The 21,102-nt window shown below is 69.6% G+C and carries 14 protein-coding genes and 2 tRNA genes; 7 read left to right on the top strand and 9 right to left on the bottom strand.

The window, feature by feature from the left end:
* Positions 1-62 precede the first annotated feature (62 nt).
* The 4 genes from miv_RS22830 to miv_RS22815 all read left to right on the top strand — a co-directional run bounded on the left by miv_RS22830 (position 63) and on the right by miv_RS22815 (position 2,906).
* Positions 63-147: transfer RNA gene (locus miv_RS22830), tRNA-Tyr, on the top strand.
* Between the two features lie 149 nt (positions 148-296).
* Positions 297-381, top strand: a tRNA-Tyr gene (locus miv_RS22825).
* Between the two features lie 121 nt (positions 382-502).
* Positions 503-1,423, top strand: a complete 921-nt coding sequence (gene ppk2 / locus miv_RS22820) for a polyphosphate kinase 2 (RefSeq protein WP_207179044.1) — start codon at positions 503-505, stop codon at positions 1,421-1,423.
* Positions 1,424-1,430: 7 nt separating this feature from the next.
* A complete protein-coding gene (locus tag miv_RS22815) occupies positions 1,431-2,906 on the top strand; it encodes a carbohydrate porin (protein ID WP_207179043.1) in 1,476 nt (491 codons plus the stop codon).
* 42 nt (positions 2,907-2,948) lie between these two features.
* Here miv_RS22815 and miv_RS22810 read toward each other — a convergent pair whose 3' ends face one another.
* The 9 genes from miv_RS22810 to miv_RS22770 all read right to left on the bottom strand — a co-directional run bounded on the left by miv_RS22810 (position 2,949) and on the right by miv_RS22770 (position 15,699).
* The gene (locus tag miv_RS22810; protein WP_207179041.1) at positions 2,949-3,875 is read right to left on the bottom strand and encodes a transporter; all 927 of its coding nucleotides are present in this window, start codon (positions 3,873-3,875) and stop codon (positions 2,949-2,951) included.
* 496 nt (positions 3,876-4,371) lie between these two features.
* Entirely contained in the window at positions 4,372-5,574 is a 1,203-nt protein-coding gene (acmB, locus tag miv_RS22805; protein ID WP_207179039.1) for a methyl acetate hydrolase AcmB, read from the bottom strand.
* Between the two features lie 188 nt (positions 5,575-5,762).
* Positions 5,763-7,409: a flavin-containing monooxygenase gene (locus miv_RS22800; protein ID WP_207179037.1), complete on the bottom strand. Its 1,647-nt coding sequence runs from the start codon at positions 7,407-7,409 to the stop codon at positions 5,763-5,765.
* 55 nt (positions 7,410-7,464) lie between these two features.
* Positions 7,465-8,232: an SDR family NAD(P)-dependent oxidoreductase gene (locus miv_RS22795; RefSeq protein ID WP_244748661.1), complete on the bottom strand. Its 768-nt coding sequence runs from the start codon at positions 8,230-8,232 to the stop codon at positions 7,465-7,467.
* A gap of 208 nt (positions 8,233-8,440) precedes the next feature.
* Positions 8,441-9,346, bottom strand: a complete 906-nt coding sequence (locus tag miv_RS22790; protein WP_058617005.1) for a helix-turn-helix transcriptional regulator — start codon at positions 9,344-9,346, stop codon at positions 8,441-8,443.
* A 311-nt stretch (positions 9,347-9,657) separates the two neighbouring features.
* Entirely contained in the window at positions 9,658-11,703 is a 2,046-nt protein-coding gene (locus tag miv_RS22785; protein WP_244748659.1) for a methyl-accepting chemotaxis protein, read from the bottom strand.
* Positions 11,704-12,011: 308 nt separating this feature from the next.
* Positions 12,012-13,388, bottom strand: coding sequence for an ethanolamine permease (gene eat / locus miv_RS22780; RefSeq protein WP_207179033.1), 1,377 nt, complete (start codon positions 13,386-13,388; stop codon positions 12,012-12,014).
* A gap of 71 nt (positions 13,389-13,459) precedes the next feature.
* Positions 13,460-14,311 (bottom strand): ethanolamine ammonia-lyase subunit EutC, encoded by an 852-nt coding sequence (eutC, locus tag miv_RS22775; RefSeq protein WP_207179031.1) that lies wholly within the window; start codon positions 14,309-14,311, stop codon positions 13,460-13,462.
* Positions 14,308-15,699 carry an ethanolamine ammonia-lyase subunit EutB gene (locus tag miv_RS22770; RefSeq protein ID WP_207179028.1) on the bottom strand — a complete coding sequence of 464 codons (1,392 nt, stop codon included), beginning with the start codon at positions 15,697-15,699 and terminating at the stop codon, positions 14,308-14,310. Before miv_RS22770 ends, eutC begins: the two co-directional genes overlap by 4 nt.
* A gap of 287 nt (positions 15,700-15,986) precedes the next feature.
* Between miv_RS22770 and qhpR the strand changes: the two genes are divergently transcribed.
* The 3 genes from qhpR to miv_RS22755 all read left to right on the top strand — a co-directional run bounded on the left by qhpR (position 15,987) and on the right by miv_RS22755 (position 21,068).
* A complete protein-coding gene (qhpR, locus tag miv_RS22765) occupies positions 15,987-17,015 on the top strand; it encodes an AraC-like transcriptional regulator QhpR (protein WP_048430746.1) in 1,029 nt (342 codons plus the stop codon).
* A 575-nt stretch (positions 17,016-17,590) separates the two neighbouring features.
* The gene (locus miv_RS22760; protein WP_207179027.1) at positions 17,591-19,270 is read left to right on the top strand and encodes a methyl-accepting chemotaxis protein; all 1,680 of its coding nucleotides are present in this window, start codon (positions 17,591-17,593) and stop codon (positions 19,268-19,270) included.
* Positions 19,271-19,583: 313 nt separating this feature from the next.
* Positions 19,584-21,068 carry a sensor domain-containing diguanylate cyclase gene (locus miv_RS22755; protein WP_207179025.1) on the top strand — a complete coding sequence of 495 codons (1,485 nt, stop codon included), beginning with the start codon at positions 19,584-19,586 and terminating at the stop codon, positions 21,066-21,068.
* Positions 21,069-21,102: the final 34 nt, after the last annotated feature.

Raw genomic sequence — 21,102 nt, 5'->3', positions numbered from 1 at the left:
CGGAGCGCCCCACCATAAGGGCCCCGTCGCCGAGAGGCGGCCCCTGCCGGTAACGGCAGCGTGGGGGAATGTCCCGAGCGGCAAAGGGGGCGGACTGTAAATCCGCTGGCTATGCCTTCGTAGGTTCGAGTCCTACTTCCCCCACCATTCAGTTTTCAGGTCAACCCGTCGTTGAGCGATGCCGATCCGCATCGACGGCACGGGTCGGGGCGGCTTCCGGCGTCTTGCGGGACGCGGATCGCTCCATCATACGGACCCGCTGCTCGCGCGGCGGCCCCTGCCGGCGACGGCAGCGTGGGGGAATGTCCCGAGCGGCAAAGGGGGCGGACTGTAAATCCGCTGGCTATGCCTTCGTAGGTTCGAGTCCTACTTCCCCCACCACTTTCCTTTCCCCATCGTCAGCGAGCCCGGCCGTTGCGGTCCCGGCGGCCGGCTTCTCGATAGTGTCATGGGACGGCGGGTAAGGCTTCCGGTCGGACGAACGGGAGCGGGACACACCACCATGAGCGAGTTGGACGGCACGTCGCAGGCGACCCTCATCGCGGCGCTCCGGCGCGAGATCGCCGAGGCCTACGACGAGGAGCTGGAACTCGAGATGGAGGAGGAGCGCCTCGCCGGCCTCGTGCCGCCGCGCGAGGGCGCCGGGCCGGAGCTCGACCGGTGCTTCTACTTCCGCGAGCTGCTGCGGCTCCAGCACGAGCTGGTGCGGCTCCAGGACTGGGTCCAGACCCACAAGCTCAAGGTCGTGGTGCTGTTCGAGGGGCGGGACTCCGCCGGCAAGGGCGGCGTCATCAAGCGCATCACCCAGCGCCTGAACCCCCGGGTCTGCCGTGTCGCCGCCCTCCCCGCCCCGAGCGAGCGCGAGCGCGGCCAGTGGTACTTCCAGCGCTACGTCAGCCACCTGCCGACCGGCGGCGAGATGGTGCTGTTCGACCGCTCCTGGTACAACCGGGCCGGCGTCGAGCGGGTGATGGGCTTCTGCTCCGAGGCCGACGTGGAGGAGTTCTTCCGCTCGGTGCCCGAGTTCGAGCGCATGCTGGTGCGCTCCGGCATCGTCTTGGTGAAGTACTGGTTCTCGATCACCGATGCCGAGCAGGCCCACCGCTTCGAGATGCGGATCCAGGATCCGCTCAAGCAGTGGAAGCTCAGCCCGATGGACGTCGAATCGCGCCGGCGCTGGGAGAGCTACACCCGGGCCAAGGAGGACATGCTGGCCCGCACCCACATCCCCGAGGCGCCCTGGTGGGTGGTCGACGCCGTCGACAAGCAGCGCGCCCGCCTCAACTGCATCAGCCACCTGCTGGAGCAGGTGCCCCACGGCACCGTCGAGCGGGCGCCCGTCCACCTGCCCGAGCGGGTGCGCAACCCCGATTACGTCCGCGGCCCGGTTCCGGCCGAAATGTACGTGCCGGCGCGGTACTGAGCGCGGCATGGCGGACTGGCGCGCGGCGATTCTGGGTCTCGTCGGTCTCGCCGCGGGCGAGGCCGCAGCCCAGCAGGCCGCGCCGGCCCCGACCCTGCCGATCCTCGCCCGCTTTCCCCTCACGGGCGCCGGCGGCGACCCGCAGACCGCCATCGCCCAGGCGCGCACCTCCGATCAGGTGTCGCTGACGATCGGCGGCTCGATCCAGTCGTCGCTGGGCCCCTATGGCGACCCGTTCGGCACCCGCGCCTTCCTCGCCGAGCGCGGCATCACCACCACCATCACCTATATCGGCGAGGGGCTGGCCAACCTGCGCGGGGGCTTGCGGCGCGGCGTCACCTATGGCGGGCGCCTCGACACCTCCCTCGACGTCGATCTCGACAGGCTCGCCGGATGGACCGGAGCGAAGTTCCACACCGACTTCTTCCAGATCCACGGCCACGGGATGTCGCGCTCCTACGTCAACAACCTGACGACGGTGAGCGGCATCGAGGCGCTGCCGGCAACCCGGCTGTTTGAATTGTGGCTCGAGCAGAGCCTGTTCGATAACACGCTCTCGATCAAGGTCGGCCAGGTCTCGGCCGATACCGAGTTCGCCATCGCCCAGTCGGCGGTGGTGTTCTTCAATGCCGGATTCGGTTGGCCGAATATCGGTGCCGTGGTGCTGCCGAGCGGCGGGCCGATCTATCCGCTCGCGACCCCGGCCGTGCGGGTCAAGTACGTCCCCGACCCGCACCTGTCGATCCAGGCCGCGCTCTTCAACGGCGATCCCGCGGGCCTGCGCCGGGGCGACGACACCGACCCGCAGCGCATCAACCGCAGCGGGACCAGCTTCCGGACCAGCGATCCGCCCCTGCTGATCGGCGAGGTCGCGTACGCCTACACGCTCGATCTCTGGGGCGAGGCCCTGCACGGCACCGCGACGCTCGGCGGCTGGCAGCATTTCGGCGGCTTCGACAGCCCGCGCCTCGACAGCGTATCTGGCCGGCTGCTCGCCGACCCGGAAGCGAGCGGCGTCGCCCGGCGCTTTCGCGGCGACCGCGGCGTCTACGGCATCATCGACCAGACGCTCTACCGCGAGCCCGGCACCGAGGACGAGGGCGCGAGCGCCTTCCTGCGGCTGTCGAGGGTGCCGGGCGACCGCAACCTGATCGATTTCTATCTCGATGGCGGCCTCGCCTACAAAGGCCTGCTGCCGGGGCGGCCCAACGACACCGTGGCGCTCGGGGTGATCTATTCCCGCATCGGCCCGGCGGCCCGGGCCTTCGACCGGGACACGATCCTGTTCGGCCAGGGCACAGGACCGATCCGGTCGAGCGAGGTGGTGATCGAGGCGACCTACCAGGCCGAAGTGGTGCCCGGTTTCACGGTGCAGCCCGACTTGCAGCTCGTGATGCGGCCCGGCGGCGGGCTCGCCGGCGAGGATGGCCGCCGGCTGAAGAACGCCACCGTGATGGGCCTGCGGGCGACGATCAACTATTGACGCTCAGGCCGAACGGCCGCCGCGCGCGGATCTCCGATCCGCTCAGAACACCTTCAGCACCCGGACGATCGCCCCGAATTCCTGCTTGAAGCCGCCGACGGCGCGCAGGTCGTGGTTGAGCTCCAGGCCGACCTGGAGGGTCGGGTCGATGAAGTAGCCGGTATGGGCGCGGATGCGCTGGATCTTGGTGCGGGCGCCCGTCAGGATGCCGTCGATCCGCTGCTCGCCGCCCCATGTGCCGGTATAGCCGAGCGAGGTGGTGAAGGCCGCGTTCCAGCGCCAGTTCGCCCAGGCCTGGATGCGGTGCGTGGTTCCCTGGCTCAGGACGCCGCCGCCCGGGAAGGGCCGGTCGTTGTCGCCGTAGAACTGGGCGTCGTAGGCGAGATCGAGGCCGAACTGCTCGCCGAAGCCCTGCTGCAACCCGACCTGCACCGTGCCCCGCACCCGGTTGTCGCCGAGGTTGAGGGGGGCGAAGCGGTCGTAGGTCCCGGTCGGCGGATTGAGGAAGCCGACCACGATCACGGCGGTCTTCGAGGCCTCGTTGATGTAGGGCCAGGCGAAGGCCGAGAGGCCGATGTTCTGGGCGCCGAAGGCCCCTTCGAGGCGCTGCCCCCCGATCCGCGCATCCTGGAGGCCGCCGAAGGCCTGGAACACCTGGACGCCGCCGCGGATGCCCGCGATCTCGTCGTAATGCACCAGCCGGGCGATGCCGATATGGGTCTCGAGGCCCGAATCGCGGAAGGTCGGACCCCGGGCGATGCTGTAATCGGTGTTGTGGCCGTAGGCGTAATAGCCGAGCGCCAGGTTTGTGCCCGCCGGCAGCGGCGTGAACTCGTAGGGCATGATCTCCTGCGCCGCCGCCGGGGCGGCCCGCAGGCCTGCCGCTGCGGCAAGGAGCGTCAGGCACAGCCCGACCCAGGCGCGGACCACGCGCCGCGCGCCGGCGGCCCGGCTCGACTCAGTCGTCATCTTGGTCATTCCCCCCACATGGCTTGCATTGAACGCCGCCGATCGGCAGCCCAGCCCCTTGCTGCCGATGCGGAGAGCGGTTTTCCCGACGCGACTCGAACAACAGCACCACAAAAATGGATCGATGCCGCGAACGAACACGGCCGATCGGCGAAGCGTCGATCTAGTAATATTATCGGATAACCGACACGACAGGTGGCGTCAGGCGAGACATGTGCCGGATAAATTGGCATGACTTGTGGTCATGACGCAAGGGATGCGTGTATGCCCCTGAAAGAGCGGCAACCTGTGTCCCTGGAGCAGCACGCGGTCGCGTTGCAACCGGACGCTGCTCCGGATCTTCGATTGTGCCGCATTGTCTGCGACGACCCGTTACCCGTGTCGTCGGAAGATCCTCTAAGCAGATTTCGCCGAATTGGTTACCGGTTCGGCGCCGAACATCTGCGACAAAACAAGAACCTCAGCGGACGAAGCGTGGCCCCCAATGCAAGTCTGCTCAAGATACGTCGTGCAGGGCCCGGTACAGGGCCGTCTCGAAGGCGAGGTAGCCGCCGAACGAGGCCGGGTCGCCGAAGGGAAGGATCTGGGTCGCCCAGAAACCGCCGACGCCGGACGTGCGGTCGATCCAGTAGAACAGGTTGGCCAGGCCGGCCCAGCCGAGGGCGCCGGCCGGACGGCCCGTCGGCGCCGGGGCGTCGTTGATCATGAAGGACAGGCCCCAGGATTTCGGCAGGCCGGGGAAGAATTCCGCGTCGTTGGACAACGCCGGGATCACCCCCGGCATCATCGTCACGCGCTGGCCGTCGAGGTGGTTCTGCGCCGCCATGCGGACGGTCTCGGGCCTCAGGACCCGGCCGCCCTCCCCCTGCCCGTCGTTGAGCCACATGCGGATGAAGCGCATGTAGTCGCCGACCGTGCCGTAGAGCCCGTGGCCGCCCATCTGCACCTCCGGGTCCTGCGGCAGCTCGAACGGCATCGCCGAAAGGGCGCCGCCGGCCTGGCGGGCCTGCATGCCGGCCGCCCGCGCCCGCAACGCCTCGCTCAGGGAGAAGGCCGTCTCGCGTATGCCCAGAGGCTCGAAGATGCGGGCCCGGAACACCTCGTCGAGGCGCTCGCCGGTGATCGCCTCGACGATCTGGCCGCACCAGTCGAGGTTGCTGCCGTATTCCCAGCGTTCGCCCGGATCGAACAGCAGCGGCGTCGTCAGCGCGGCCTTGGAGCCGGTGATGACGCTGGGCTGGCCCCGTTCGGCGGCGAGCCGGGCATAGGTCGCGTTGAAGAAGTCGTAGCCGAAGCCCGCGGTGTGGGTCAGCAGCATCCGGGTGGTGATGTCGCGCTTCGGCGCCCGCAGGAGCGGCGTCCCGTCCTCGCCGAAGCCGTCGATGACCTGGAGCTGGCCGATCTCCGGCAGGTAGGTGCGGGCCGGCGCGTCGAGGTCGAGACGGCCCTCCTCGACGAGCTGCAACGCCGCCGTGCCGGTGACCGCCTTGGTGGTCGAGAACAGCGCGAAGACGGTGTCGGTCGTCATCGCGGCCTCCTCGCCGAGGCGGCGCGTGCCGGCGGCGCCCTCGTAGACGGTGCCCTCCCGGTCCGTCGCCATGGCGACGACGCCGGAGACGCCCTGGTCCGTCGCAACCGCGCCGCGCAGGATGGTGTCGGCCGCCGTCGCGAAGGCGGCCGGAATCGCTGAGCCGGTCATGGTCGAACTCTTTCGTGTGGTCGGGGAAGGGGAAGCGCGGTCCGAGGGCGCGTGTGGGCCCCGCCCCGGCCCGCACCGATCAGGCCCTGAAGCATTTTCCGACGAAGTGGATACCGGTTCGTCGCAGAAAATGCTTCAAAAGCAAAAACCTGGAGAGCTTCGCGATGGCAACGCAATCGCGAAGTGCTCTAGCGAAGGCTAAAACCCGCGTAGTTGTTGGCCGCGACCTGGTCGCATTGCTGGCGATAGGCGCCGACGCCGCCGATATACGAGAGCAACCGCCGCGGCTTGCCTTCGACGTTCGAGCCCATGTACCAGGAGTTCGTCTTGGTCACGAGGGTCGCGGCGGCGATCTCGTCGTGATGGGCGACCCACTGGTCCTGGAACGCCTCCTCCGCCTCGATGACCGCGAGGCCGTGCTCGCGCATGGAGGCGATGCAGGCGGCGATCCATTCGGTCTGCTGCTGCAAGCAGGTCGTCATGTTGCACAGGGCGGCGGAGGGGGCGAGCGGCGCCGCCGTGGTGAACAGGTTCGGATACCCGTGCACCTGGAGACCCAGGGTGGTGCGGATGTCCCGGCTCCATTCCTCCCTCAGGGAGCGCCCGCCGCGGCCGCGGATGTCGATCCGGGTCAGGGCGCCGGTCCCGGCATCGAAGCCGGTGGCGAGGATCAGGATGTCGAGGGGGTGCTCGGTCCCGTCGGCCAGGCGCAGGCCCGTCGGGGTGATGGCGGCGATCGGGTTGTCCTTGACGCTGACGAGGGCGACGTTCGGCCGGTGGAAGGTCTTGAGGAAGCCGCGCTCGAGCGGGACGCGGTGGGTGCCGAAGCCGTAATCGGTCGGGATCAGCGCCGCGCAGAGCGCCGGGTCCTTCAGCTCCGCCCGCATCTTGGCGCGCACGAACTCCGAGACCTCCGCGCTGACCGCCTCGTCGACGAAGATCTCGGCGAAGGCGGCGAGCCACAGCTTGAGGGAGCCGTCCTGCCAGGTCTCCTCGAGGATCGCCTGCCGCTCCTCCGGGGTCCTGTCGGCCCAGGCACCGTTGTCGCACTCGTATTCGAAGCCCGAGAAGGTGTGCGGGATGCGGGCGGCCAGATCGTGGAACTTCGCCTTGTAGGCCTCCTGGTCGGCCGGCGTGTAGGTCGGGTTCTTCATCGGCAGGACGTATTGCGGCGTCCGCACGAAGACCGAGAGATGGCCGGCCTTGTCGGCGATGGTCTGCACCACCTGGATGCCGGTGGCGCCGATGCCGACCACGCCGACCCGCTTGCCGGAAAAGTCCACCGGCTCCTTCGGCCAGCGCGCGGTGTGGAAGACCTGGCCCTGGAAGCTGTCCTGACCCGGAAACATCCCGGTGAGCGGGGCCGAGAGCATGCCGCAGCAGGTGATCAGGAAGCGGGCATCGATCACCTGTCCGCCATCGGTGGTGATCCGCCAGCGCCCGGTCGCCTCGTCGAAATGCGCGGCGGTGATCGTCGTCTCGAACTGGATGTCCTTGCGCAGGTCGAGCCGGTCGGCGACGTAGTGCATCCAGCGTTCGATTTCCGGCTGGGCCGGGAATTTCTCGCTCCAGCTCCAGTCCTTGTAGAGCTCTTCCGAGAAAAGGTACTGGTAGATGTAGGCTTCCGAATCGAAGCGTGCGCCGGGATAGCGGTTCCAGTACCAGGTGCCGCCGACATCCGAGGCGGTGTCGAAGGCCCGCACCGCGAGGCCCTGCCGGCGCAGCAGGTAGAGCTGGTAGAGCCCCGCGACGCCGGCACCGATCACCGCGGCATCGAGGACGAGGGGCGCGTCGGCGGAACCGGGCGCGCGCGAGGGCGACGTCACGTCGGACATGTCTGTCTCCATCGGGATGGTGGGATGATGAAGTGTCTGGCTCGGCCGGCTCCGGTCAGCCGGCGGACATCGCCCCGTCGACGGAATACGCTCCGCCCGAGCAGAACCCGCTCTCGTCGCCGGCGAGGAACAGGGCCAGTGCCGCGACCTCCTCCGGCGTGCCGTAGCGGCCGGCCGGGATCCTGGCGGCAAACTCGGCCTTGGCGGCCTCCGCCGCCCCCGGGGCCGCGCCCTCCTCGATGGCGCGCATCATCCGGGTCTCGATCGGCGAGGGATGGATGGTGTTGACCCGGATGCCGTACGCCGCCCCTTCGAGCGCGGCGCAGCGCATGAGGCCGAGGACCGCGTGCTTGCTGGCGGCATAGGCCGACAGGCCGGCAAAGCCGCGCAGGCCGGCGATCGACGAGGTGATGACGATGCTGCCGCCGCCGCTCTCCTGCATCGCCGGCATCGCGGCGCGCAGGGACAGGAACACCCCGCGGACATTGACCGCCATCACGCGATCGAAGGCGTCGAGCGGATACTCGGCCAGGGGCAGGACCCGGCCCTCGATCCCGGCATTGCTCATCAGGATGTCGAGGCGCCCGTAGCGGTCGACGGCCGTGGCGGTCGCCCGCTCGACATCCTCCGGATCGGAGATGTCGGCGACGCAGGTGCTGCACCGCTCAGGCCCGATCCGGGCGACGAGCCCGTTCAGCGCCGCCTCGTCCCGGTCGACGAGGAGCAGCGTGGCGCCCTCGCGGGCGAAGGACACCGCCATTGCGGATCCGATGCCGCCCGCGGCGCCCGTGATGATCGCGACCTTGCGCGACAACCGCGGCATGACTGTCCTCCCGTCGATCATGTCACCGCGATCCGGCTCTGGCGTCCCGGATCTCGGTGCGTGGACTTGTGCGTCCCGGATTGGTGCGTCCCGGATGATCCGGGTGTCCGCGCATCAAGCCTGTCGATCTGAGGAGTGTCTTGAACGGAGGCGAACGCCTGCGTTGTTCAAACTTGCTGCGTGCCAGCGAGTGGTCGGCCGGGCGCGATCACCCGGTGATGTGCCGGCGGTAGGAAGCCGGGGTCGTGCCGAGCAGGTTGCGGAAGGCCCGGGTCATGTGGCTCTGGTCGGCGAAGCCGCACTCGGCGGCGACGACCTTGAGCGGCAGGTCGGGTCGGGCCAGGAGGCGCTTCGCGCCTTCCAGGCGCCGGCGCAGTACGTAGGCGTGAGGCGGACAGCCGAAGCTCCCGCGGAACTTCCGGGTGAAATGGAAGATGCTGAGGCCGACGAGGCCCGCGAGGTCGGCCAGCGTCAGGGACTGGCCGAGACTGTCCTCGATGAAGGCGGACAGCCGGCGACATTGGGCCGGCGACAGGCCGCCCCGGGCTTCGGGCTCGCGGAAGCGCACTTCGGCGTAATGGCGCAGGAGGTGGACGCAGGCGGCCTGCCGCAGGGATTCGACGTAGAGGCCGCCTTTCCCCACCTCTCCGTCCCGCGCGCGGCCCTCCCGGGCTTCCCGGGCGAAGCCCGCGACAAGGCCGGCGAGGACCGGATCGTCGGCCGCCAGGACGTCGCGCAGGGCCACCGCGCCGATCTCGCGCGCGTAGAGGTCGGTGGCGGTCCGGGCCATGAGGGCGGGCGAGAGGTAGAGGTGGAACACCTCGATCGTCTCGCTCCAGCGCCAATGGGAATCCTGTGCGTGGCTGAGGAGCGACACCGCGCCGGGTCTGGCCTCGTCCGTTTGCCATGCGCCGGTGCAGCGCCGATGTATCGTGCTGGCTCCCGCCCGATAGGCGACGAGCGCGTTGTCGCGCAGCGGCGGAATCCCCACGTCGGAGCCGGTATAGCGGTAGCCGACCAGCCGCACGCCGTCCCAGCACAGGTGCGCGCTGTCGTCGGTGCGTATCCCCGGCACATAAATCGGCAGGTCGTCCGGCGTGATCGGCGTGCTCATGCGACCCCCCCCTCCCCCCGTCGGGAGCGATCGGCCGGCCGCCGCATGAGGAATCTCCGTCCCCCGGGTCATCCCCCCATTCGGGTCGGATGGATTATGTCGCGATGTCCGGCCGCCATGCATGCTTCGACGAGTCGTATCACGTTATCTTGCGTCATGCCGTTACGCAAGATCGACGGTCCGACTGGCTCGGTCCCTTGTCCGGGATCGGGCGTGCTGCGGCACACCGGACATTGTTTGAGCGCGGCGGGAGCGCAGGAGACGTTTCCCCCCTGCGCTCCCGCCGCGCCGCATTCTTCTCCCCGCTCCGGTCAGGCGGCCTGGATGTCGCGCAGGAAGGTGTCGACCTCCTGCTTCACGCTGAGCGACTGCGTCGCCAGCTCGGCCGCCGCCCCCAGCACCTGCGTCGCCGCGCTGCCGGTCTCGTTCGCCGAGGTCAGCACCCGCGCCACGTTGGCCGACACGTCCTGGGTGCCGTGCGCCGCCTCCGCGGCGTTGCGCGAGATCTCCGTCGTCGCCTCGGTCTGCTGCACCACGGTGGAGGCGATCATCCCCGAGATCTCGTTGATCGACGCGATCGTCCGGCCGATCTGCAGGATCGCCTCGCCGGCACGCCCGGTCGCGGCCTGGATCGCCGTGATCTGGCCGCCGATCTCCTCGGTCGCCTTGGCGGTCTGGCCGGCCAGTTCCTTGACCTCGGCGGCCACCACCGCGAAGCCCCGGCCCGCCTCGCCGGCCCGGGCCGCCTCGATGGTGGCGTTCAGCGCCAGCAGGTTGGTCTGCGCGGCGATCGACGAGATCGTCGTCACGGCCGCGCCGATCTGCTCGGAGGCGGTGCCGAGTTCGGCCATTGCCGAGCCGGAGGCCTCGGCCTCGCGGGCGGCGTGCGACGCCACCTCGTTGGAGCGCAGCACCTGGCGCTGGATCTCGTGGAGCGAGGAGACCATCTCCTCGGCGGCCGAGGCGACGGTCTGCACGTTGACCGAGGTCTCTTCGGCGGCGGCGCTGGAGGCGACGGCCTGGCGGTTGGTGGTGTCGGCGACCTGGGTCATCGAGCGGGCGGTGGCGTCGAGCTCGGTGGCCGCCGAGGTGACGATCTCGAGGGAGCGGGCGACCTTCTGCTGGAAGGCGCGGACCAGGGCGTCGACCCGGTCGGCGCGGCGCTGGCGGGCGGATTGCTCGGTGGCCTGGGCGGCTTCGAGATCGAGGCGGGCGATGGCGTTGTCGCGGAACACCGCGACGGCGCGGGCCATGTCGCCGATCTCGTCGCGGCGGGTCAGGTCGGGGATCTCGGCCTGGACGTCGCCGTTCGCCAGCCCGATCATCCGCCGCGTCGCCCGGTTGATCGGCCGCACGAAGGAGCCGGCCGCGACGAAGATGCCGGCGAGGAGAGCCAGCAGGATCACGACCGAGGCGACGACCATCGTGATGAGGGTCGATCGGGCACCCGCCATGGCCGCGTCGTGCGGGATGGTCATGACGACCTGCCAGCGATCGGCGAGACCCGGGAAGTGGATCGGGATCGCCGAGACGAAATCCTGCGTCCCGTCGTCCCGCGTCGCGAGTTCGATCACCGGTTCGTCGGCCTGGCTCGCCGCTGCGATGAGCTTGGTCAGGTCCGGCCGGTCGAGCGGCTTGCCCAGAAGCGCGGTCTCCGCGTGCGATACCCAGGACCCGCCGGCCACGATCATGATCCGCCCGACGCCGAGCGGAACGAGATGGCTGGCGAAATCCTGCATCCGCGCGAGCGACAGGTCGACGCCGACCACGCCGATCGGCGCCCCGCCCCGGTCGCGGACGATGTCCGCCACGGTCGTCATCAGGATCTGCTTGCCGTCGACGGCGTAGCTGTAGGGGTTCAGCAGACGCGCCGCGTTGCTGCGCAGCGGCTTGACGTACCACTCCTGCATGCCGCTCTCGTCGTTCATCACGACCGATTCACGGCCGATCGACCCGTCGGGCTTGCGGAACGCGTAGGGGACGAACCGGCCGAGATCCTTGTCGCTCCGGTCGAAGGCATCCGGCTCCATCATCACCGAATGGCCGAGCATGTCCTTGTTGCTCGCGACGATGTTCGCCATGAACTGCTCGACGGCGGCCCGGTTGGGCCGGCCGGCCGCGACGAGCCCCGAGACGACGTTCGCCGTCGTCTCCGCGACCTTCGACCCTTCGGTGATCTTCAGGGACACTTCGTTGGCGTAGCGGCCGAGCAGGGTCCGCATCTCGCGGCGGGCCGCCTCTTCCGCCGACCGGTACATGAAGAACGAACCGGCAAGCGTCACGGTCGCCGTCGCGATGACCACCACGATGCCGCCACCCAGCGTCAGCCGCGATTTTATGCTTGTCAGCTTGAGCATCGTGCGGTCTCGGAGGCCGGAGGGTAGAAGACGGGCCGCGCGGTCAACGGCACCGCTCCGAAAATTCGGACCCTCTCCCTCTACGTTAATCTGGTTAACACTCCGTTCGGTCGGCCCGGTCCCTGGGGCATGAGGTGGTCGACTGTTGCGTTCCACTGCCCGACGGACATGCGACACTGGCAGGATGGCGACGGCAAGGCCATGGACGAGATGAGCGGGCGCCGCGCTTTTTCGCGCTGCGTGCCCCCTCCCGCCCGCCGGACGGGATGGAGCGGCGTCCGGCCCCCTTCATCGGGGGCCGACCGACGTCAGACCAGTTCGCCGGCAGGACCGACCGGGACGCCCGTGCGACGGCGCCGGATCACGAGGGTGGTTCCGGTGCCGGCGGCGATCACGAGGGCGAAGATCACGAAGATCTGCAGGTTGTAGACGACGAGGGCGACGAAGCAGACCACCGCCATCGCGAGCGCCGCCAGCGGGGCCACGGGGTAGAGCGGGGCACGGTAAGGCCGGGCGAGGGTCGGCTCGGTGCGGCGCAGCCGGAAGAGGGCCGCCATGCTGACGATGTACATCGTCAGCGCCCCGAACACCGCCATCGTCACGATGCTGGCGGTGAGCGACTGGCCGGCGATGCTGACGAGGTTGTCGCTGTAGATCGCCGCGATGCCGACCGCGCCGCCGGCGAGGGTCGCGAGGTGCGGGGTCTGGAAGCGCGGGTGCAGCCGGGCGAAGATGCGGGGCAGGAATCCGGCCCGGGCGAGCGCGAAGATCTGCCGGCCATAGCCCATGATGATGCCGTGGAAGGAGGCGACGAGGCCGAACAGCCCGAGCCAGACCAGCATGTGCAGCCAGCCGCTCGACTCGCCGACGACGCGCTTCATCGCCTGCGGCAGGGGATCGTTGAGATCGGCCAGCGACTTCCAATCGCCCGCGGCGCCCGCGAACAGCATCACCCCGAAGGCGAGCGCGGTGAGGGTGAGCACGCCGGTGATGTAGGCGATCGGGATCGTGCGCTTGGGGTCCTTGGCCTCCTCCGCCGCCATGGCGACGCCCTCGATGGCGAGGAAGAACCAGATCGCGAACGGCACCGCCGCGAACATGCCGCCGATGGCGGCGGGGCCGAAGGTGTCCTGCCCGGCCCAGCCCCCGGCGACGAAGTTCGAGACGCTGAAGGCCGGGGCGACGACGCCCATGAAGACCAGGAGCTCGCCGACCGCCAGGACCGTCACCACCAGTTCGAAGGTGGCGGCGATCTGCACGCCGACGATGTTGAGGCCCATGAACACGATGTAGGCGCCCAGAGCCGCGTGCTTCGGGTCGAGCCCCGGATACTGGACGTTGAGATAGGCGCCGATGGCGAGGGCGATGGCCGGGGGCGCGAAGACGAACTCGATCAGGGTCGCGAAGCCCGCAATCGCCCCGCCGGTCTCGCCGAAGGCGCGCAAGGCATAGGCGAAGGGGCCGCCCGCCTGCGGGATCGCGGTCGTCAGCTCGGTGAAGCTGAAGATGAAGGCAACGTACATCAGCGCCACGGCCGTCGTGGTGACGAGGAAGCCCAGCGTCCCGGCCTGGGCCCAGCCGTAGCTCCAGCCGAAATACTCGCCGGAGATCACCAGGCCGACGGCGATGCCCCAGAGGTGAAACGCGTTGAGCCCCTTGTGAAGATGAACCGGTGCCTCTGTCATGATTTCGTCCCCTGTTATCCAGCGATGCTCGATGTCGTTTCTTCTTGTTGTCGTTGTCGTGGTCCCGCCCCTCAGGGCGGGGACAGAAGCGGCGTGCCGGGCTCGGCCGCGAGGGCGGCCGGCATGTCGTCCTTGAGGGCGACGCCGGAGATTTGTCGGCGCAGGGCCTCGCGGGCGAGCCAGCCGAGCTTGCGGGCGGCCTGACCGGCGGTGAGGCCGCCGTTGGGGTGGATGTTGGAGATGCAGTTGCGCTCCGAATCCTGCCGGCCGGGCCGGGGACCGAAGGTCAGGTAGATCCCGAGGCTGTCGGAGACGGTGAGGCCGGGCCGCTCGCCGACGATCATCACGCAGAGGGCCGCGCCGAGGCGGGAGGCGATGGCGTCGCCGAGCGCCACCCGCCCCTGGGTCGCGACGACCACCGGGGCGAGGCTGAATCCGGCGAGCTCCGCCGCGCAGGCATGGACGAGGGCCGCCGCATGCGCCTGCACGCCGGTGGCCGAGAGCCCATCGGCGACGACGATCGCGATCTCGGCCGGCGGGAGATCGGCCAGGGCCGCGTGGCTCTCCGGCGCGAGCGTCCGGCCGAGATCCGGGCGTCGCAGGTAGGTGGCGCGATCCGGGGCGCTGCTGGCGACCTGGATCGTCGGCAGCGGCGCGAGGCCTCTGCACAGGGCGGCGGTGTCGAGGGCGTCGTGGACGGCGTCCCGCGCCAGGGCGTGCGCGTACTGGAACTCCAGCACGGCCCGCATCGGGATGGCGTTCCCGGTGCGGCCGAGACCGATGCGGGCCGGCGTCAGCGTGCGGAGGACCGCCCACGGATCGGCGAGAGCGGGGCGGGCCCCCCCGGTCGGAGTTTTTTCGGAAAGGGCGCCCTTCCCGAGGGCGCGTTCGCCAAGGGCATGTTCGTCGTCGCGCCGGCTCATGCCACCCGTCCATCGACGAGCTGGCGCACGAAGCGGGCCTCGAGCGGCGCTGGGGCACGGGCGCCGCTCCCCGTCACGCCCATCTCGGCGAGCCAGGCTTCGAATTCGGGGGCAGGCCGGACCCCGAGCAGCGAGCGCAGATAGAGGATGTCGTGGAACGACAGGCTCTGATAGTTCAGCATCACGTCGTCGGAGCCGGGCACCGCGATCAGGAAGGTGCAGCCCGCCGTCGTGAGCAGCGTCATCAGGTCGTCCATGTCGTCCTGGTCGGCCTCGGCGTGGTTCGTGTAGCAGACGTCGCAGCCCATCGGCAGGCCGAGCAGCTTGCCGCAGAAATGATCTTCGAGGCCGGCCCGGATGATCTGCTTGCCGTCGTAGAGGTATTCGGGGCCGATGAAGCCCACCACCGTGTTCACCAGCAGCGGCTCGAAGGCGCGGGCGACCGCGTAGGCGCGGGTCTCGACCGTCTGCTGGTCGACGCCGTGATGGGTGCCCGAGGACAGTGCCGCGCCCTGGCCGGTCTCGAAATACATCGCGTTGTGCCCGACCGTGCCGCGGTTCAGGGCCCGGGCGGCGTCGTAGGCCTCGCGCAGCACCGCGAGGTCGACCCCGAAGCCGACATTGGCGGCTTGCGTCCCGGCGACCGACTGGAACACGAGGTCGACCGGTGCGCCCCGGTTCATGATCTCGATGCAGTTCGTGACGTGCGTGAGCACGCAGGTCTGGGTCGGGATTCGGTATTCCTGGCGCAGGGCATCGAGCATCTCCATCAGGGCGACCGCGTTGGCCACGTTGTCGGTCGCAGGATTGATGCCGATCACCGCGTCGCCGACGCCGTAGAGCAGACCGTCGAGGGTGCTCGCCGCGATGCCGCGGGTGTCGTCGGCGGGATGGTTGGGCTGGAGCCGGGTGGCGAGGCGCCCGTCGAGCCCGAGGGTGGTGCGGAACGCCGTGACGATCCGGCACTTGCGGGCCACGCCGATCAGGTCCTGGTTGCGCATCAGCTTCGAGACGGCCGCGACCATCTCGGGCGTCAGGCCCGGCGCCAGGGCGGCGAGGGCGGCGGCGTCCGCCGCCTCGGAGAGCAGCCAATCGCGAAAACCGCCGACCGTGAGGGAGGAGACGGGGGCGAAGGCGGCCCGGTCGTGAGTGTCGACGATGAGGCGGGTCACCTCGTCGTCCTCGTAGGGGACGACGAGGTCCTCCAGGAAGGTCTTGAGCGGCAGGTCGGCGAGGGCGAAGCGCGCGGCCATGCGCACCTTGGCGCTCTCGGCGGCGAGGCCGGCGAGCGCATCGCCGGATTTCGGCGCCGAGGCGGCGGCGAGCAGGGTTCTCAGATCCGCGAAATTGTGGCGTTCGCCGCCCAGCGTGCAGTGATAGGTTGCCATGGCGCTTGCCCCTCAACTCCGGTGAGCCGTAACGGAACCGAAGCGACATCGATCGTTAGCGTGAAGCAGGCATGTCTTTTAGCACCTCGCCCGTCCGACCGGATTGACAGGGGAATCCGAAAAACTGACACCTGACGACACGGACGGTCGCCTGGACCTGAGCCGGGCGTGCGCACGTCCCGGCACAGGCCTGAATGGCCCAAGAAATGCAATCACGTGAACCGTACGTCTTGTCCTGCATTCGCTCGCCGCGCGTTGCAGAGGGTCTTTTGGAGGAGACCGCCCGCATGGCCGCTCCCGCCCACGCCGCCGGCACGCCGAAGCTCCTGTCCGCCGCCGCGACGGGGCTCGCGAGCTTCATCGAATCCCGCCGGCTCTGCCTGGACGCGATCCTGGGCCAGGCCGGCATCGACCCGGCGAGCCTCGCCGATCCGGTCGCGCCGTTGAGCCTCGACGGGTACTGCACCGTCCTCGATCTCGCGGCCCGGCGCTCGGGCGACGACAATTTCGGCCTCGCCTACGGCCAGCAGTTCCTGCCGAGCCAGCTCGGCCTCATCGGCTACATCGCCCTGTCGTCGGACAACGCCCTGCACGCGGCCGAGACCCTGGCCAGCCACTTCCGCTACCACCAGCAGGAGACCACGACCGCGCTGACCTTCGCCAACCCGTTCTACCATCTCACCTACAGGATCGAGGACGCGCGCATCGCGCACCGCGACCAGGACGCGGTGCTGACGCTCGGCATGTTCTGCAACGTGTTTCGCCACTGCTCCGGCCCGGACTGGTGCCCGGACGAGGTCCATCTCGAACAGGCCAGGACGGAGAACTGGCGCAGCATCGAGGCCGCCTTCGGCGCGCCGGTGCGCTTCGAGAGCCGGACCAACGCCCTGCTCTTTCGGCCGGAGCGGGCCGTCGCCCCGATGCCGCAGGCGGACCCGACCCTGCTGCGGCTCCTGTGCCACAACATCAAGTCCCTCGGTTTCCTCAAGTCGGCCCAGTCCATCGCCGCGAAGGCCGAGGACTACATCCGCGAGAACATCGCCAGCGGAAGCGTTTCCCTCGACGGCGCCGGCCGCGCCCTGCGCATGCCGTCGCGCATGCTGCAGCGGCGCCTCGTCGAGGAGCAGGCCAGCTTCGCCGACCTCGTCGAGCAGGTGCGGCGCGCGGAGGGGCGCAGAACCCTTCTGGAGGGCAAGCTCGACGTCGCGCAGATCGCCTACAGCCTGGGCTACTCCGAGCCGAGTGCCTTCGTGCGCGCCTTCAGCCGGTGGTACGGCGTGTCGCCCCTGCGCTTCCGGAAGATGCACCGGATCTGAGCGCCGTTCGCCGGGGAGGTCCGGGTTCGGCGCCGGCCGCGCCGCGGGCGCGTCGCGGCCCGCAGGCGCTCCCGCGTCGATCGGGCAGGCAGGCCCGGTCGGGCGGCGTCCGTCCGGTCCCCGAGAATACGATCCGCCGGCGATCGGACGCCCGGCGCGGGCGCGCCGACCGGGCAGGCTGCGGCCGGCGCCGGCATCTCGCTGCCGGCCGTCGCCGAGGACGCCGTCTCGATCCCGGAGTTCTTCACGGGCCGCCGCCGCGTCGTCGGAGGCCGCGCGCCATGATGATCGACGCCCACAGCCTCTGAATTCGCCGAGTTGGACAGTCGTCGGAAGTGGATCGACATTTGGGTCATCCGGCGCCGGTTGCTGTGTTGGTTCGCGCGATTGACGACAGCTTTGCTTGCGGCAGGATGTGTAGTGCGACCTAATAATGAAATCGAATGAGAAAATTTGATTTACGACAAGCCCTGGTTGTCGGGGGGTGATTACTAATTGAGCGACTTTGTGGCGATGTTAATTGGAATTTAAGGGTTTTGCCGCGTAATGCTGCATCCGCCATTGGTCTCATTGCCATGCTGTCGAATCTCACGATCCGGACGCGCCTGGTCGCCTCGCTCGCCGTGCTGTTGGTGCTGACACTCGGGCTGGGCGGCTTCTGCTACCACCGGCTCGGCGAGCTGCGCGCCGCGGTCGGCGAGCTCGGCGGGAACGCCCTGCCCTCGACCCGCATCATCGGGCGCCTGGCGACCAACTTCGAGGCGTTGCGCAGCCGGCAGCTGGCCTATCTCCTGTCGAGCGAGCAGCGGCGGCCGCAATCCCTCGGGCGCCTGCGCGAGACCATGGCGGCGGTGGAGGCCGACCTGAAGGAGTACGCGCCCAATGTCAGCCCGGGCGAAGAGGCCCTGTGGCAGGCAATCCAGACGACGGTGCCGGCCTATTCGCGGATGGGCGAGGAGTATCTGCGCCGCCTCGGCAGCGGCGACGAGAAGGGCGGGTCCGACTACCTCCTCGACGGCATGCTGCCGGCGCTCAACGCCGCCCGTGCCGCCCTCAAGGCCGATGTCCAGTTCAACGATGCGTTCGGTCGCAGGGCCGCCGCCATGGCCGATGCCCTCGGCGAGAGCGCCCGTCTCGCGATCGCGGTCGTCCTCGCCCTCGTCGTCGCGGTCACGCTCGCCATCTCGTGGATGGCCGTCTCCTCGATCTCGGTGCCGATCCGGCGCATGGCCGGCGTGATGCGGGTGGTGGCCGAGGGGGATGCCGCCGCCCCGGTGCCGAATGCCGGCGAGCGCAGCGAGCTCGGCGAGATGGCGGCCGCCCTCCAGGTGTTCAAAGACAACCTCGCCCGGACCCGGGCGCTGGAAGCGGAGACCGCCCGCGCCCGCGCCTCGGCCGAGGAGCAGCGCCGATACGCCATGCGGGAGATGGCCGACGGTTTCGAGAGGGCGGTCGGCGGCGTCATCGGCATGGTGGCGTCCGCGGCGACCGAGCTGCAGGTGACGGCGAGCTCCATGAGCGGCACGGCGGCCGAGACCGCGGCACAATCGACCGCCGTGGCGGCGGCCGCCGAACAGGCCGCCGCGAATGTCGGCACGGTCGCGGTCGCCGCCGAGGAACTCGGCGCCTCGGTCCAGGAGATCAGCCGCCAGGTCGGCGGCTCGGCCGAGCTGGCGCAGCGCGCCGTCGCCGAGGCCGACCGGACTGGAGCCCAGGTGCAGGAGCTGACCGCCGCCGTGTCGCGGATCGGCGACGTGGTCGGTTTGATCTCGACCATCGCGAGCCAGACCAACCTGCTCGCCCTGAACGCCACGATCGAGGCCGCCCGGGCGGGGGCGGCCGGCAAGGGCTTCGCCGTCGTCGCCTCCGAGGTGAAGGCGCTGGCCGAGCAGACCGGCAAGGCGACGAGCGAGATCTCGGAGCAGATCGTGCGCATCCAGGCCTCCACCGCCCAGGCGGTCTCCTCGATCGACGGCATCACCGGGCGCATCCGCGAGATCAGCGCCGTGGCGACCTCGATCGCCGCGGCCGTGGAGGAGCAGGGGGCAGCGACGCAGGAGATCGTCCGCAACGTCTCGCAAGCCTCGGTCGGCACCACCGAGGTCACCGGGAACATCGCCGGCGTGGCGGGCGCAGCCGAGGAGACCGGAGCGGCGGCGAGCCAGGTGCTGGCCGCCTCCTCCGAGCTGTCGCGCCAGTCCGAGCACCTGACCGCCGAGGTCGCGCGGTTCCTGGCGACGGTGCGGGCGGCCTGACGTAGGATTGTCGTAGAGGAATAAATACTCTATTTTCGGATGCACCCGCATTTGCTAGAGGGTAATGCCCGAGATTAATTCGGATCTATTCGGCCGTGCGATCGTCGTTACTGATTCCGCAAGCCCTCGACGTCGATGTTGCCGTGAGGGCGCAGTCGTCATCGTGCAGGGTCATGGACCGCACTCTGCCCATGCCGCCCGGCATCGATCGAACCATCGCGGCGTCATCGAGCCCGATCCGGCGCACCGCTTCGCGATCACGAGCCCGATGACACACCTCAGGCGCTGCCTGCGGTCGTCCCGGACCTGGGTCATGGTCGGGATCCTGGCACCCCTCGGCATGGTCGTGGTCTGCAGCCTGATGCTGCTCGACCTGCGCCGCGATGCCTGGGACAGGGCGGAGCAGACCTCCCGCAACCTGCTCCAGGTGATCGAGCGCGATATCGACCGCAACGTCGAGATCATCGATCTCGCCTTGCGCGCCGTCGTCGAGAACATGGCACTGCCCGGCCTCGAGACGCTCGAGCCGCAGTTTCGCCAGCGCATCCTGTTCGACCGCGCGGTCAACGCCAAGGATCTCGGCGTGATGCTGGTCCTCGACGAGAACGGCGACACCGCCTTCGATGCCGCCGCCTGGCCGGCCCGTCGGGTGAACAACGCCGAGCGGGTCTACTTCCAGGCGCACAAGGCACGGGCCGATCTCGGGCTCTACATCAGCCAGCCTCTGGTCTCGCAGCTCACCGGCGCGCCGATCATCGTTCTCAGCCGTCGCATCGACAAGCCCGACGGGTCGTTCGGCGGCGTCGTCCTCGGCAGCCTGTCGCTGTCCTATTTCAGCCGCCTGTTCGATCGGATCGAGCTCGGCCGGGCGGGGACGATCAACCTCTTTCTCCACGACGGCACCCGGATCGTGCGCTACCCGGAGCCCAACGCCGAGCTGGCCCCGAACTTCGCGACTTCGCCCAACGTCCAGCGCTTCCTGCGCGACGGGCGCGGCAGCTTCGTCGGCCTGACCCCGAGCGACAGCATCGAGCGCCTCTACACCTTCACCCAGGTCGGCACCCTGCCGCTCATGCTGAACGTCGCGCTCTCCACCCGGGAGATCGAGGCGGAGTGGCGCCTCAAGGCCCTGGTGATCGGTTGCATCGTGCTCGCGCTGTGCGGGACGACCATGGGACTCTCGCTCCTCGTCGGCGGGGAGCTGCGGCGGCGCAACGCGGTGGAGGCGGAACTCGCGCAGCTCTCCCGCACCGACGTCCTCACCGCCCTCCCCAACCGGCGCCACTTCGAGGAGACGTTCGGGCGGCTCTGGGCGGCGGCGCGCCTCGCAGGCGGCCCCCTCGCCCTGCTCGTGGTCGATGCCGACCACTTCAAACGCTACAACGACCGCCACGGCCACGCCGTCGGCGACCTCGTCCTGCAGGCCCTCGCCGGTGCCCTGTCGGCGAGCGCCCGGCGGCCGAGCGACCTCGTCGCCCGGGTCGGCGGCGAGGAATTCGCCGTCCTCCTCCCGGGCACCGACGCTCCCGGCGCCGCCATCGTCGCGCGGGCGGTGCACGAGGCCGTCGCCGGGCTCGCCGTGGAAGCCGAGGGGGGCGACATCGGCCCGATTACCGTCAGCATCGGCCTCGCCGCCGGCCTGCCCCTCGAAGGAGGCTCGCCGGGCGACCTGTTCCGCCGGGCCGATGCCGCCCTCTACGAGGCGAAGTCGCTCGGTCGCAACCGGACCTGCCCGGCGCAATCCGGCGACGAGCCGATCTCACACGCGCAAGCCCCGGTGCCGGTCGCGGCGACCTGACCGCCCGGCCGGGGGCGCCTCTCTCGGGACAATC

The organism is Methylobacterium indicum, assembly GCF_017347565.1.
Taxonomy (GTDB): Bacteria; Pseudomonadota; Alphaproteobacteria; order Rhizobiales; family Beijerinckiaceae; genus Methylobacterium; species Methylobacterium indicum.
This window is presented reverse-complemented; position numbering and strand designations above follow the sequence as displayed.

What these genes read in the sequence shown, in the direction of transcription:
- miv_RS22755 (WP_207179025.1), top strand. Translation starts at nt 19,584, where the DNA reads ATGGTCGGGATCCTGGCACCCCTCGGCATGGTCGTGGTCTGCAGCCTG.
- miv_RS22790 (WP_058617005.1), bottom strand. Translation starts at nt 9,346, where the DNA reads ATGAGCACGCCGATCACGCCGGACGACCTGCCGATTTATGTGCCGGGG.
- qhpR (WP_048430746.1), top strand. Translation starts at nt 15,987, where the DNA reads ATGGCCGCTCCCGCCCACGCCGCCGGCACGCCGAAGCTCCTGTCCGCC.
- acmB (WP_207179039.1), bottom strand. Translation starts at nt 5,574, where the DNA reads ATGACCGGCTCAGCGATTCCGGCCGCCTTCGCGACGGCGGCCGACACC.
- miv_RS22760 (WP_207179027.1), top strand. Translation starts at nt 17,591, where the DNA reads ATGCTGTCGAATCTCACGATCCGGACGCGCCTGGTCGCCTCGCTCGCC.
- miv_RS22810 (WP_207179041.1), bottom strand. Translation starts at nt 3,875, where the DNA reads ATGACGACTGAGTCGAGCCGGGCCGCCGGCGCGCGGCGCGTGGTCCGC.
- eutC (WP_207179031.1), bottom strand. Translation starts at nt 14,311, where the DNA reads ATGAGCCGGCGCGACGACGAACATGCCCTTGGCGAACGCGCCCTCGGG.
- miv_RS22770 (WP_207179028.1), bottom strand. Translation starts at nt 15,699, where the DNA reads ATGGCAACCTATCACTGCACGCTGGGCGGCGAACGCCACAATTTCGCG.
- miv_RS22815 (WP_207179043.1), top strand. Translation starts at nt 1,431, where the DNA reads ATGGCGGACTGGCGCGCGGCGATTCTGGGTCTCGTCGGTCTCGCCGCG.
- miv_RS22800 (WP_207179037.1), bottom strand. Translation starts at nt 7,409, where the DNA reads ATGTCCGACGTGACGTCGCCCTCGCGCGCGCCCGGTTCCGCCGACGCG.
- miv_RS22795 (WP_244748661.1), bottom strand. Translation starts at nt 8,232, where the DNA reads ATGCCGCGGTTGTCGCGCAAGGTCGCGATCATCACGGGCGCCGCGGGC.
- ppk2 (WP_207179044.1), top strand. Translation starts at nt 503, where the DNA reads ATGAGCGAGTTGGACGGCACGTCGCAGGCGACCCTCATCGCGGCGCTC.
- miv_RS22785 (WP_244748659.1), bottom strand. Translation starts at nt 11,703, where the DNA reads ATGCTCAAGCTGACAAGCATAAAATCGCGGCTGACGCTGGGTGGCGGC.
- eat (WP_207179033.1), bottom strand. Translation starts at nt 13,388, where the DNA reads ATGACAGAGGCACCGGTTCATCTTCACAAGGGGCTCAACGCGTTTCAC.